8 protein-coding genes are annotated in these 13,336 nt (G+C 62.4%); 3 read left to right on the forward strand and 5 right to left on the reverse strand.

What is annotated here, in order from left to right; genetic code table 11:
• Positions 1 to 55 precede the first annotated feature (55 nt).
• From F506_RS20805 to hrpA, 3 genes are all read right to left on the reverse strand, one after another.
• Positions 56 to 664, reverse strand: coding sequence for an outer membrane beta-barrel protein (locus tag F506_RS20805; protein ID WP_053200598.1), 609 nt, complete (start codon positions 662 to 664; stop codon positions 56 to 58).
• Positions 665 to 997: 333 nt separating this feature from the next.
• Positions 998 to 1,564 carry a dCTP deaminase gene (gene dcd / locus F506_RS20810; RefSeq protein WP_053200600.1) on the reverse strand — a complete coding sequence of 189 codons (567 nt, stop codon included), beginning with the start codon at positions 1,562 to 1,564 and terminating at the stop codon, positions 998 to 1,000.
• 86 nt (positions 1,565 to 1,650) lie between these two features.
• Positions 1,651 to 5,664, reverse strand: a complete 4,014-nt coding sequence (gene hrpA, locus F506_RS20815; RefSeq protein WP_053200602.1) for an ATP-dependent RNA helicase HrpA — start codon at positions 5,662 to 5,664, stop codon at positions 1,651 to 1,653.
• A gap of 143 nt (positions 5,665 to 5,807) precedes the next feature.
• On the opposite strand from hrpA, the gene argA reads away from it, so the two are divergent.
• From argA to F506_RS20830, 3 genes are all read left to right on the forward strand, one after another.
• Positions 5,808 to 7,136, forward strand: coding sequence for an amino-acid N-acetyltransferase (gene argA / locus F506_RS20820; RefSeq protein WP_144424206.1), 1,329 nt, complete (start codon positions 5,808 to 5,810; stop codon positions 7,134 to 7,136).
• Between the two features lie 115 nt (positions 7,137 to 7,251).
• Positions 7,252 to 7,524, forward strand: a complete 273-nt coding sequence (locus F506_RS20825) for an oxidative damage protection protein (RefSeq protein WP_053200604.1) — start codon at positions 7,252 to 7,254, stop codon at positions 7,522 to 7,524.
• A gap of 201 nt (positions 7,525 to 7,725) precedes the next feature.
• A complete protein-coding gene (locus F506_RS20830; protein ID WP_053200607.1) occupies positions 7,726 to 10,464 on the forward strand; it encodes a M16 family metallopeptidase in 2,739 nt (912 codons plus the stop codon).
• A gap of 75 nt (positions 10,465 to 10,539) precedes the next feature.
• On the opposite strand, the gene rpiA is transcribed toward F506_RS20830, so the two are convergent.
• Both rpiA and F506_RS20840 read right to left on the reverse strand, forming a co-directional pair.
• A complete protein-coding gene (gene rpiA / locus F506_RS20835; RefSeq protein WP_053200609.1) occupies positions 10,540 to 11,211 on the reverse strand; it encodes a ribose-5-phosphate isomerase RpiA in 672 nt (223 codons plus the stop codon).
• Between the two features lie 34 nt (positions 11,212 to 11,245).
• Positions 11,246 to 13,009: a cation:proton antiporter gene (locus F506_RS20840; protein ID WP_053200611.1), complete on the reverse strand. Its 1,764-nt coding sequence runs from the start codon at positions 13,007 to 13,009 to the stop codon at positions 11,246 to 11,248.
• Between the last annotated feature and the right edge of the window lie 327 nt (positions 13,010 to 13,336).

Genomic DNA, 13,336 nt, shown 5'->3' on the forward strand with positions numbered 1-13,336 from the left:
CGGAGCGCACTGCGACGGATTTTCATCTCGATTCCTGCCGGAAGAGCCGGGAGAATCAGAAATGGAAGCGCAATCCCACCGAAGCCAGGCTGTTGGTCAACTTTGCGCCGTTGTTGCCGACCGAGGTCTTGCCGAAGTACTCGTACTCCGCACGCAGGCTAAACTGCTTGCTCAGCTGATATTCCGCTCCCACGCCGGCCAGGACGTTGCCGGATGTCGTCTTTTGGGAATAGGTGGACGCGCCCGCGCCGGTAGTTGTGCCGCGCTCGTCCACGTCAGTGAATTTCGCGGCGGCGCCGAGCTTGCCGAACACGGAGAATTCGTTCGAGAAGGGGTAGCTGCCGATGACACTGGCGCCGAGGGCGGAAGCTTTCACCCGCGAATTCAGCGACGCGGAATTCGCCTGGAATTTGCCGAAATTGACGGCTTCCAGTTCCACCGCCCAGATCGGGCTGAACTGATAGCCGCCGAAAATCTTGAAGCCGGTATCGCTGCTCTTTTGCGTGGTGCCGGGAATGAAATTGATCCCGCTTACCTTGTTCTGCGCATAGCCCGCACTGGCGCCTGCATACCATCCCTGCGCTTCTGCAGCGACGGACGAAGCGCAAACGCCTGCGGTCAGCGCGCACGCGAGCGCCGATAATTTCAGAGTACGTGAAAACATGAAGTGATCCTGTAGTTTTTAGCGGGAGATAAACCGTCGTTCCGACGTTGTCCCGCAAGAAGTAAAAACTGCAGCAAGGCGCCGCAGTCATCCTGTCGACCTGCATGCTTGCTGCGGCCTGCCTGGGCAGCGCGCCAACCGAACACGATTGGAATGCCGCTGCCATGGGGTGAAGCGATGATAGTGATGCCGGCCGTTCATTCCTATCGCTGCACGGGGAAAATCAGGCCATATAAATTCAACGGCGCAGGACAGTTTTGTACGGCTCGGGCGCAAAAAAAAGCCACCAGCGCATCAGCGGTGGTGGCTTTTCGATAAGGAGCAGGACCGGATTCAGGTCTTCGGCAATGTCACGCCGTGCTGGCCCTGGTATTTGCCGCCGCGATCCTTGTAGGAGGTTTCGCAGATCTCGTCGCTTTCGAAGAACAGCACCTGCGCGCAGCCTTCGCCGGCGTAGATCTTGGCCGGCAGCGGCGTGGTATTGGAGAACTCCAGCGTGACGTAGCCCTCCCACTCCGGCTCGAACGGCGTGACGTTGACGATGATGCCGCAGCGCGCGTAAGTCGACTTGCCGAGGCAGATCGTCAGCACGCTGCGCGGGATGCGGAAGTATTCGACCGTACGCGCCAGCGCGAATGAATTCGGCGGGATGATGCAGACATCGCCCTTGAAATCGACGAAGGATTTTTCATCGAAGTTCTTGGGATCGACGATGGTCGAGTTGATGTTGGTGAAAATCTTGAATTCGTTGGCGCAGCGGATGTCGTAGCCGTACGACGACGTGCCGTAGGACACGATTTTCTGGCCGTTGGCTTCGCGGACCTGGCCGGGCTCGAAGGGCTCGATCATGCCTTCGTTTTCCGCCATGCGGCGGATCCATTTGTCGGATTTGATTGCCATTGTCTTTTTGGAAATAGATTGCGGTAAAAGTGCTGCAATTCTACGCTAATCGCAGCATCGTTCTTCAAATACTCCATGCAGAGCCATCAACGCTGCATGGTCTCCCACACCTTCTGCAGCCGCTTGACCGACACCGGCATCGGGGTCTTCAGCTCCTGCGCATAGAGCGACACGCGCAGCTCTTCCAGCAGCCAGCGGAATTCCTGCATCTTCGGATCACTGGCGCCGCGATCCTTCTGCGCACGCTGCCACGGTGCAGCAACCTGCGTCCATTCGGACAACAGGCGCGCGTCGCGGGTCGGATCGGCGCGCAGCTTTTCCAGCCGCACATTGATCGCCTTGAGGTAGCGCGGGAAATGCATCAGGTTGCTGTAGTCGCTGTCGGCGATGAAGCGCTTGCCGACCAGGTTCTGCAACTGCGACTGGATGTCCGCCGAGGCCTGCGCATGCGCCTTGATGGTTTGCAGCTTTTTCGGCAGCGTGTAGTACTCGGCCAGCACCAGTCCGGCCAGACGTGCGATTTCGTTGACCAGCAGGCCGAAGCGCGCCTTGCCCTCTTCCCTGCGGCGATTGAACTCGTCGGCGTTCTTCGGCAGCGGCTCCTGCATGAAGGCGCGCTCCAGACCTGCGGACAAGATCTGGTCGCGCAATTCTTCCTGCGAACCGAGCGCCATGAATTGCATCCCCATCTGCTGCAAGCCGGGGATGTTCTTCTCCTGATACTTGAGCTGCTCTTTCAGTTGCAGCGCGAACAGGCGGCGCAGACCGGCAAAATGCTGGCGCGCGGCGTCGGCAGGATCGTCGAAGACTTCAAGATCGCAATGGGTCTTCTTGTCGACCAGCGCGGGGAAGCCGATCAGCGTTTGCGACTTGCCCGCATTGGGGCCAGCTGCGCCCCGCTGGATTTCCAGCAGCTCGGGCAGTTCACCGAAGGTCCAGCCGGTGAGGTTGCCGTATTCGGAGACCGCGACGGCGCTCGCTCCCGCAGGTGCAGCCGACGCGGTTTTTCCGGCGACGGGCTTGCCTGCGGGCGCCGCCGTCGGCGTGGCAACCCCGGTAATCGCCGTCTGCTCGGCCAGCTTCTGGAACTGCTCGCGCGCCTGGCCGCCGAATTCGGCTTGCAGGCTACCGAGGTTGCGCCCCATCTCCAGCTGGCGACCGTGCTCGTCGACGATCTTGAAATTCATCGCGTGATGCGCCGGCAGGGTCTCCTGCTTGAAGTCCGTGCTCTTGAGCATGATCGTGATCTGCTCGCGAATGTCGGCGATCAGCGCGTCGATCAGGTCGCCCTTGCCGAACAGATGACGCTCGTCCATGCGCGCGCAGAAGCCGGCCGCGTAGTCGGGCAGCGGCACGCAATGGCGGCGCAGCTTTTGCGGCAGCGACTTGAGCAGCAGATGCACCTTCTCCTTGAGCATGCCGGGCACCAGCCATTCGCAGCGCGCGGCGGATACCTGGTTGAGCGCATACAGCGGCACCGTCAGCGTGACGCCGTCGCGCGGCGTGCCGGGTTCGAAGTGGTAGGAGAGCGCCATCGACAAACCCGCCACCGTCATGGTCTTGGGGAACAGCTCGGTGGTCACGCCGGCCGCCTCATGGCGCATGAGGTCGTCGCGGTTCAGGAACAGCAGCTTGGGATCAGCGTTGGCAGCGGTGGCGTCCTTGTGCCATTTCTCGAAACCGATGCCGTTGCAGATATCGGCGGGAATCAGCTTGTCGTAGAACGCGGCAATCAGTTCGTCGTCGACCAGCACGTCGAGGCGGCGCGATTTGTGTTCGAGGTTCTCGATCTCGCGCACCAGCTTCTGGTTATGCGCGAAGAAAGGCGCGCGCGTGTCGAAGTCGCCGCCGACCAGGGCGTCGCGGATGAATATTTCGCGCGCTTCCTGCGGATTGATCAGGCCGAAATTGATGCGGCGCTGGCTGTAGACCACCAGCCCGTACAAGGTGGCGCGCTCGGACGCAGTGACCTGCGCGCTGCGCTTCTCCCAGCGCGGCTCGCCCCAGGATTTCTTGAGCAGATGCCCGCCGATGCGCTCCAGCCATTCCGGCTGGATCTGCGCGATGCAGCGCGCATACAGGCGTGAGGTGTCGACCAGCTCGGCGGCGACGATCCACTTCCCTGCTTTTTTTTGCAGCGACGAGCCTGGCCAGATGTGGAACTTGATGCCGCGCGCACCCAGGTAATGGGGATCCTCGTCGGACTTGAAGCCGACGTTGCCGAGCAAGCCAGTCAGCAAGGCCGCATGCAATTGTTCGTAAGTCGCTGCCGCTTCGTTCATGCGCCAGCCCTGCTCGCGCACGATGGTCAGCAATTGCGAATGGACATCGCGCCATTCGCGCAGGCGCAGCTGCGACAGGAAGTTGGCGCGGCAATGGTCTTGCAGCTGGCGGTTGGATTTCTTGTGCTCGATAGCTTCTTCGAACCACTTCCAGATCTTCAGGTAACTCTGGAATTCGGACTTCTCGTCGGCGAATTTCTTGTGCGCCTGGTCGGCGGCGGCCTGCGCTTCCATCGGCCGGTCACGCGGATCCTGCACCGACAGGGCCGAGGCGATGATCAGCAGTTCGGACAGGCAGGCGTTCTCGCGCCCGGCCAGGATCATCCGGCCCACGCGCGGATCCAGCGGCAGCTTGGCCAACTGTTTGCCCAGCGGCGTCAGCTGGTTGAATTCATCGACCGCGCCGAGCTCCTGCAGCAACTGGTAGCCGTCGGCGATCGCACGGCCCAGCGGCGGCTCGATGAACGGGAAGGTTTCGACGTCGGCCAGATGCAGCGATTTCATGCGCAGGATGACCGAGGCCAGCGACGAGCGCAGGATTTCCGGCTCGGTGAATTTCGGCCGCTGCAGGTAATCCTGCTCTTCGTACAAGCGGATGCACACGCCCGCAGCGACGCGGCCGCAACGGCCGGCACGCTGGTTGGCGGCCGATTGCGCGACCGGCTCGATCTGCAGCTGCTCGACCTTGTTGCGGTAACTGTAACGCTTCACGCGCGCCAGGCCGGCATCGACCACGTAGCGGATGCCGGGCACGGTCAGGGAGGTTTCGGCAACGTTGGTGGCCAGCACGATGCGGCGCGCATTGCTCGATTTGAAGACACGCTCCTGTTCTTGCGCCGACAAGCGTGCGAACAGCGGCAGGATTTCGACGTGCGGCGGATGATGCTTGCGCAGCGCCTCGGCGGCGTCGCGGATTTCCCGTTCACCGGGCAGGAACACCAGGATATCGCCGGAACCGATGCGCGCCAGCTCATCCACGGCATCGACCACGGCGTCCATCAGGTCGCGCTGCTCGCGGTCTTTCTGCGCCTGGCCTGCGCGGCCTTCGGCGCGGGCGCGCGCAGTGGCCACTTCCGGCGCGAGCTTGCTGCGGTCGGCATTGTCGACCGGGCGATAGCGGATTTCGACCGGATACAGCCGGCCGGACACTTCGATCACCGGCGCCGGCTTGAGCTCGCCGTTGACCTCGGCGCCGAAGTGGCGCGCGAAGCGATCGGCGTCGATGGTCGCCGAGGTGATGATGATCTTCAGGTCGGGACGCCGCGGCAGCAGCTGCTTCAGGTAGCCGAGCAGGAAGTCGATGTTGAGGCTGCGTTCGTGCGCCTCATCGATGATGATGGTGTCGTATTGCTTCAGCAGCGGATCGGTCTGCGTCTCCGCCAGCAGAATGCCGTCGGTCATCAGCTTGACCCAGGCGCCTTTGCTCAGCGTGTCGTTGAAGCGCACCTTGAAGCCGACGTGCTCGCCCGGCGGCGTGCCGAGTTCCTGCGCGATGCGCTTGGCGGTCGACGAGGCGGCGATGCGGCGCGGCTGGGTGTGGCCGATCAGGCCGGTTTCGCCGCGCCCCAGCTGCAGGCAGATCTTGGGCAGCTGGGTGGTCTTGCCGGAACCGGTCTCGCCGCTGACGATGATGACCTGGTTGGCTTGCAGCGCCTCGGCGATTTCCTGGCGGCGGCCGGAGACCGGCAACTCTTCGGGAAACGTGATCGCGGGCAGCGGATTGCGTATCTGAACACGCTGCGGCTGCTGGGCGGACGCGGACTTGTTTTTGGGCTGGGAAGCTGGAGGGGAATTGGAGGCGGACATAACGGCTGGCATTATACCTACTCCCCGCGCTTGGCCTGCCCGGCCGGGCGAAAACGCGTTTTGTCGCGCGTGCGGAACGGCGCTGCAGCATTGCGGTGCAAAAATCGGCCCCTTGCCACACATCCGCGATGCGACCGGCGATGCGACTGGTTATAATGCGCAACATGGAAAATGACACCGATTTCGCCAGCTTCGTAGCCTGGCTGCGCTCCGTAGCGCCTTACGTCCACGCCTTCCGCGGCAAGACCTTCGTGATCGCCTTCCCGGGCGAACTGGTCACGGCCGGCGGGCTGGCGGTGCTGGCCCAGGATCTGTCGCTGTTGCATGCGCTCGGCATCCGTATTGTCGTGGTGCACGGCTCGCGGCCGCAGGTCGAAGAGCAACTGGCGCTGCGTAATGTCGAGGCCCGTTTCCACAACGGCTTGCGCATCACCGACCCGGCTGCGCTGGAATGCGCCAAGGAAGCCGCCGGCGAGTTGCGCCTGGACATCGAAGCGGCATTCAGCCAGGGCTTGCCCAACACGCCGATGGCGCATGCCGCGATCCGCGTCATTTCCGGCAATTTCGTCACGGCGCGTCCGATGGGCGTGATCGACGGCGCCGACCTGCAGCTGACCGGCATCGTGCGTAAAGTTGCGGCCGACACCATCCATCCCATTCTCAATGCCGGCGGCATCGTGCTGCTGTCGCCGCTGGGCTTTTCGCCGACCGGCGAAGCCTTCAACCTGGCGATGGAAGACGTGGCCGTGACCGCCGCCATCGCGCTGCGCGCCGAGAAGCTGATTTTCCTGAGCGAAACCCCGCTGATGCACGACGCCGGCGGCACCGACATCCGCGAGCTGTCATCGCACCAGGCCGAGGCGGTGCTGCAGGCCAACTTCCTGCCGCCGGATGCGGCCTTCTACCTGCAAAGCGCGGTCAAGGCCTGTAACGCGGGCGTCTCGCGCGCCCACATCGTGCCGTTCGCCACCGACGGTTCGGTGCTGCTGGAGCTGTTCACGCATGACGGCATCGGCACCATGATCACCTACGAGAACCTGGAAAGCCTGCGCGAAGCCACCATCGAAGACGTCGGCGGCATCCTCAAGCTGATCGAGCCGCTGGAAGCCGACGGTACCCTGGTCAAGCGCGGTCGCGAGCTGATCGAGCGCGAGATCCATTACTTCTCGGTGATCGAGCATGACAACGTGATCTTCGGCTGTGCCGCGCTCTATCCTTTCCCGAAGGAAAGAATGGGTGAAATGGCCTGCCTGACCGTCAATCCGGAAGTCCAGGCGCAGGGCGACGGCGAGCGTATCCTCAAGCACATCGAAACGCGCGCGCGCGAGTCGGGCCTGACCAAGCTGTTCGTGCTGACCACGCGCACTTCGCACTGGTTCATGCGGCGCGGCTTCGTGCCGGCCACGGTGGACGACCTGCCGAAAGACCGCCAGCACATGTACAACTGGCAACGCAAGTCGCTGGTGCTGATCAAGAATCTATAATGCAGGAATCAGGACGTGAGACGGCACCACCGACGTACTCAACCGCTGATCGTAAAAGGCGGCGGTCTCATGTCTTCCCTGAACACGTCATCACTGTTTTAACCAAGGAATCAACATGGCACGCATGATCCACTGCATCAAACTGAACAAGGAAGCCGAAGGTCTCGACTTCCCGCCGTACCCGGGCGAACTGGGCAAGCGCATTTACGAAAGCGTCTCGAAGGAAGCATGGGCCGGCTGGCTCAAGCACCAGACCATGCTGGTCAACGAAAACCGCCTGATGCTGGCCGATGCGCGCGCGCGCAAATACCTGGCCGTGCAGATGGAAAAGCATTTCTTCGGCGAAGGCGCCGACGCTGCCCAGGGCTTCGTGCCGCCAAGCGACTGAGCCGTCCGCTGAACCGCACTTGCGCGGTTCAGGTGCATTGCGCTGCCTGAACCGCGTCCTTCCTGTCTTTCCCCGCCTTCTGTTTTCTCCCCACCGTGGATATTTCCCGCGCCTGTCCGGTCCGTCCCGGTCGCGACGCCCTTGTCCTGCATTCCGTAGAATAGCCGTCACGCTTCCCCTTCGATCACTCATCAGGAAAACATGTCCCTGCTCCGCCCCGCTTCACTGGCCCGCTGCCTGCTCCCCTTGTTCCTGACCATAGGCGGTGCGCACGCACAAGCCCAGACGCCACCGGTGCTGTCCTTGCCCGCCGGCGTCAGCCAGGGGCCATCGGCCGAAGGCATCACCGAATACCGATTCGGCAATGGCTTCAAGCTGCTGCTGATGCCCGACGCCAGCAAACCGACCGTGACCGTCAACATGACTTACCTGGTCGGCTCGCGCCAGGAGAACTACGGCGAAACCGGGATGGCGCATTTGCTGGAACACCTGATGTTCAAGGGCACGCCGCAGCACGGCGCGATCCCGCAAGAGTTCAGCAAGCGCGGCATGAGCTTCAACGGCACCACCTCGCTGGACCGCACCAACTATTACGAATTCTTCCCGGCCGGCGATGAAAACCTGCAATGGGCCATCGCGATGGAGGCCGATCGCATGCTCAACTCCTTCATCGCGCAAAAGGATCTCGACAGCGAAATGACGGTGGTGCGCAACGAATTCGAGAGCGGCGAGAATTCGCCGACGTCGGTGATGGTCAAGCGCATGCAAAGCGTCGCCTTCGACTGGCACAACTACGGCAACGCGACCATCGGCAACCGCAGCGATATCGAACACGTGAAGATCGAGAATCTGCAAGCCTTCTACCGCACTTACTACCAGCCCGACAACGCAGTACTGCTGGTGGCCGGAAAATTCGATCCCGCCAAAGTGCTGGCCTGGGTCGACCACAGCTTCGGGAGAATGCCGAAACCGGCGCGTGCGTTGCCGTCGTTCTGGACGGTGGAACCAACCCAGGACGGCGAGCGCCAGTTCACCATCCGCCGCAGCGGCGACGTGCAACTGGTGTATGTCGGCTACAAGATCCCGTCCGGCATCCACATCGATTCCGACGCCGCCGGCGTGGCCGCCGACATTCTCGCCGACACGCCCAACGGCCGCCTGCACAAACTGCTGGTGGAAACCGGCAAGGCCAGCGCGATCGTGCAGTTCCAGCTCAGCGGCTATGCCCCGGGACTACAGATCATCGGTGCGATCGTCAAGAAAGGCGAGCCGCTGGAGCCCGTGCGCAAAGCGCTGACCGACGCCATCGAATCGTTCGCGACCACTCCGCCCACCGACGCCGAGATGGCGCGCGTGCGGGTATCCAACGCCAACGGCTACGAACGCCTGCTGAGCGACCACCAGCGCATCGGCGTCTCCTTGTCGAACGTGCTGGCGCTGGGCGACTGGCGCCTGCTGTTCGCCGGCCGCGATCAGGTGGATGCGATGAACGCGCAACAAGTCGCCGGTGCTGCGGCGAAATACTTCCGCCGCGACAACCGCACGGTGGGACTATTCATTCCCGAAGACCAGCCACAACGCAGCGAGATCCCGGTCGCGCCGACGGTGGAAAGCGCGTTGCAGTCGTACCGCCCGCGCGCCGCGATCGCGACCGGCGAAGCATTCGACACCTCGCCCGCCAACCTGGACCGGCGCACCACGCAATTGCGCGTGGGCGGACTCAAACTGGCACTGTTGCCGAAGAAGACGCGCGGACAGACCGTATCGGTACGCATCAAGCTGGACTGGGGCGATGAAAAAACCTTGTTCGGCAAGAAGACCGTCGCCGCGATGACCAGCGAGATGCTTTTGCGCGGCAGCACATCCATGACGCGCGACCAGCTGGCGGATGAATTTGCGCGCCTGAAGATCAGCGGCGGTGCGAACAATTTCCAGACCACGCGCGGCAACCTCGATGCGGCGTTGAAGTTGATGGCGGACATCCTGCAGCATCCGCGTTTCGACCCGGCCGAGTTCGAGCAATTGCGCAAGCAGATCCTCGTCAGCCTGGAGTCGTCGCGCAATGATCCGACCGAGCGCGCCGCCGAAGCCTTGTCGCTGCGATTCGACCACTACCCGCCCGGCGACTGGCGTGCGGCGCGTACATTGGACCAGCGCATCGCGGCAGTCCAGGCCTTGACGCTGGACGAGGTGAAAGCCTTCCATCGCGATTTCTACGGCGCCTCTTCCGGCGAAGTCGCCATCGTCGGCGATTTCGATCCCGATGCGGCGGCACGCGTGATCCAGCAAACCCTGGCCGGCTGGAAGAGCGCCGCGCCTTATCAGCGCGTGCTGCAAGAGTATTCCGAGGTCGCCCCGACGCGCCAGTTCATCAACACGCCCGACAAGGAGAACGGCACCTACCTGGCCAAACTCGGTCTGGATATCCGCGACGAGGATGCCGACTATCCGGCGCTGGTGGTCGCGAATTACCTGATCGGAGGCGCCAGCATGAAATCGCGCCTGGCCGACCGCGTGCGCCAGCGTGAAGGCCTGTCGTACAGCATCGGCACCTCGTTGGCGGTCGGCGCACTCAGCAACGCCGGCCAGTTCGGCATCGGCGCGATCGCCGCACCGCAAAACCTCGACAAGGTCGACACCGCCATCCGAGAAGAATTGCAGCGCCTGATCACGGAAGGCTTCACCTCGGAAGAACTGGAACGCGCCAAATCCGGCATCCGCCAGCAACGCGAACAATCCCGCGCGCAGGACGACACCATCAGCAACGGCTGGGTCAACCTACTAGACCTCGATCGCACGTATGCCTGGGCGGCGCAACTGGACGAACGCATCGCCGCGCTGACGCTGGACCAGCTCAACGACGCGCTGCGCCGCCGGATCGTGCCGGCGAAGATGAGCGTGGCGATTGCTCGGGATGAGGGCAAGGCGAAGCAGCCGTGAACGAGTGACGATGCCCAATGAAAAAGCCGCCCGATGAAGGCGGTTTTTTTGTCGGTGCTGTCACCTTGACGATGATCAGAACTCCAGTTTTTTCACCCCATCCGGCGTACCCAGCAAACAGACATCTGCGCCCTGGCGCGCGAACAAGCCGACCGTCACGACGCCGACGATGTTGTTGATCGCGGCTTCGATTTCAGCCGGCTCGGTGATGCTCAGGCCGACCGCATCGAGGATGTAGCAGCCGTTGTCGGTCACCAGCGGCTTGCCGTCCTTCAGGCGCAGCCTTGCTTCGCAACCCAGCGCCGACAACTTGCGCGCCGCGACGCTGGCGGCCATCGGAATCACTTCCACCGGCAGCGGGAACTTGCCCAGCACGTCGACCAGCTTGGAACCGTCGGCGATGCAGACGAATTTCTGCGCCACCGAGGCCACGATCTTCTCGCGCGTCAATGCCGCACCGCCGCCCTTGATCATGTCACCCTGGCCGTTGATCTCGTCGGCGCCGTCGATGTAGACCGGCATGGTTTCCACGTCGTTGAGGTCGAACACCTTGATGCCGTGGCCGCGCAGGCGTTCTGCCGTGGTTTCCGACGACGCCACCGCGCCCTTGATACGGTCCTTGATCTTGGCCAGCTCATCGATGAAGAAGTTGGCGGTCGAGCCGGTGCCGACACCGATGATTTCGCCGTCGACCACATAGTCGATGGCGGCGCGGGCTACCGCTTGTTTGAGTTCGTCTTGAGTCATGGCAATGAATGATTAAAACTGAGGTTAAAACAAATTAGTGGGAATCTTCCGGCTTTTCGTCCAGCGTCTCGAACAACGCAATCTGCAGGCGCGAATGCAGCTTGACCAGCTTGCTCCACAACAGCCACAGCAGCCCGGCCGCGCCCAGCAGCACGAAGGCCAGCAGGTTGAGCGGCGGCAAGATGCTGGCACTCAGGACAAAGATCAGCAACATGATACCGAGAATCGACATCACCGGTATCACTTCGGAAATCACGCGCCGCACGCCGGAGGTGTAGGCGCCGGCGAATTCCGGCTTGACCCCGACTTCGGCCAGCAGCATGGATAGCGCCTGCAGCTTGCGGTAGGTGGCGATCAGGAACGGCAGCGATAATACCAGAGCGCCGCCCCAGATCACGGCCTTGCGCACTTGCTCATCGCCGATCCAGGCCGAGAGCCAGCCGCCGATGCCGTCAACGAAGAAGGCGCCGCAGAGGAAAATCGCCACCACCAGCGCGATGTTGACCAGCACCTGCAGCAGGATGCGCCGGATGATCTTGCTGATCTCGGCCTTCTCGCCCTGAGGCTGCAGGCTCTCCAGCCAGCTCGCGTACATGCCGAAGATGCCGGAAATCTTTTTCGGCACCAGCTCCACCGCTTTGGCCGACAACGGATCGGCGGCCTTGATCAGGTAAGGCGTGAGCAGCGCGGTCACGGCCGACACCGCCACCACGATCGGGTACAGGAAATCGCTGGTGACCTTGAGGCTGACGCCGAGCGCGGCGATGATGAAGGAAAACTCGCCGATCTGCGCCAGGCCCATGCCCACACGCATCGGCGTGCGGCCGCCGTGGCCCGCCAGGAAGGTGCCGATGCCGCAGCTGAACAGTTTGCCGAACACCACCGCAAAGGTGATGACCGTGATCGGCAGCCAGTATTTGGCCAGCACGTTGGGGTCGAACAGCAGGCCGATGGCGACGAAGAAAATGGCGCTGAACATGTCGCGGATTGATTCGATGATGCGTTCGATGCGATGGATCTGGCGCGATTCGGCCATCACCGCGCCGACCAGGAAGGCGCCCAGCGCGACGCTGTACTCAAGCTTCATGACCAGCAGGCAGAAGCCGAACAGGATGCCCAGCACCGTCACGAGCAGCATTTCGTTGCTCTTGAAGCGCGCCACGTAGTTGAGCAGCCGCGGCACGATCAGGATGCCGACCACCAGCGACACCACCATGAACAGCAGCAGCTTGCCGACCGTATTGACCACTTCGCCGGAATCCACGGAGCCGCTGGTGGCGATGCCCGACAGCAGCGCGATCATGCCGATGGCGAGGATGTCTTCGACGATCAGGATGCCGAAGATGATCTGCGCGAATTTCTCGTTCTTCATGCCGAGCTCGTTGAGCGCCTTGACGATGATGGTGGTCGACGATACCGCCAGCATGGCGCCGAGGAAGACCGCATCCATGGTTTTCCAGCCGAAGTAGATGCCGATCTCGTAGCCGATCCAGATCATCAGCATGATCTCGGCGACGGCGGCGACCACAGCGGTGGCGCCGACCTTGGCCAGCTTCTTGAGGCTGAATTCGAGGCCCAGCGAGAACAGCAGGAAGATCACGCCCAGCTCGGACAGAATGTGGACGGTCTTGTCGTCCTGGATCAGGTTGAACGGCGGCGTGTGCGGGCCGATGATGACGCCGGCCACGATATAGCCGAGCACCACCGGCTGCTTGAAACGGTTGAACACGACGGTGACGACGCCGGCGATCAGCATGATCACGGCAAGGTCCTGGATAAACAGTTCAACAGCATGCATGCGTACGATTCCCCTTCAGGTCTGCCGCCAGGCGGCATGGTTAATGATGTGTGACCGGCTTGCGGGAATTGCACATTCGCCGGGCCGGTTTTCGGATTGGACGCGCCATGCTCGCCGCCTGTGCGGCAATGCATCGGTGCGTGGAATGGATAGGCGCCTTGACCGAGCCAGCGCAGGCTGAATCTCGCTCGGGTCCTGGTATGGTTCGCTGGTGACAGCGGATTTCGGCTTAGTCAGACTACCTGCAGCCGATATGGGTACGACGATTGGATTTGGTGCACGGAACAAAGTTGCTGCACCGTATCGTCGCTGGCAGGCGCAAAGTTA

Origin of the sequence: Herbaspirillum hiltneri N3 (assembly GCF_001267925.1) — a bacterium.
GTDB lineage: Bacteria > Pseudomonadota > Gammaproteobacteria > Burkholderiales > Burkholderiaceae_D > Herbaspirillum > Herbaspirillum hiltneri.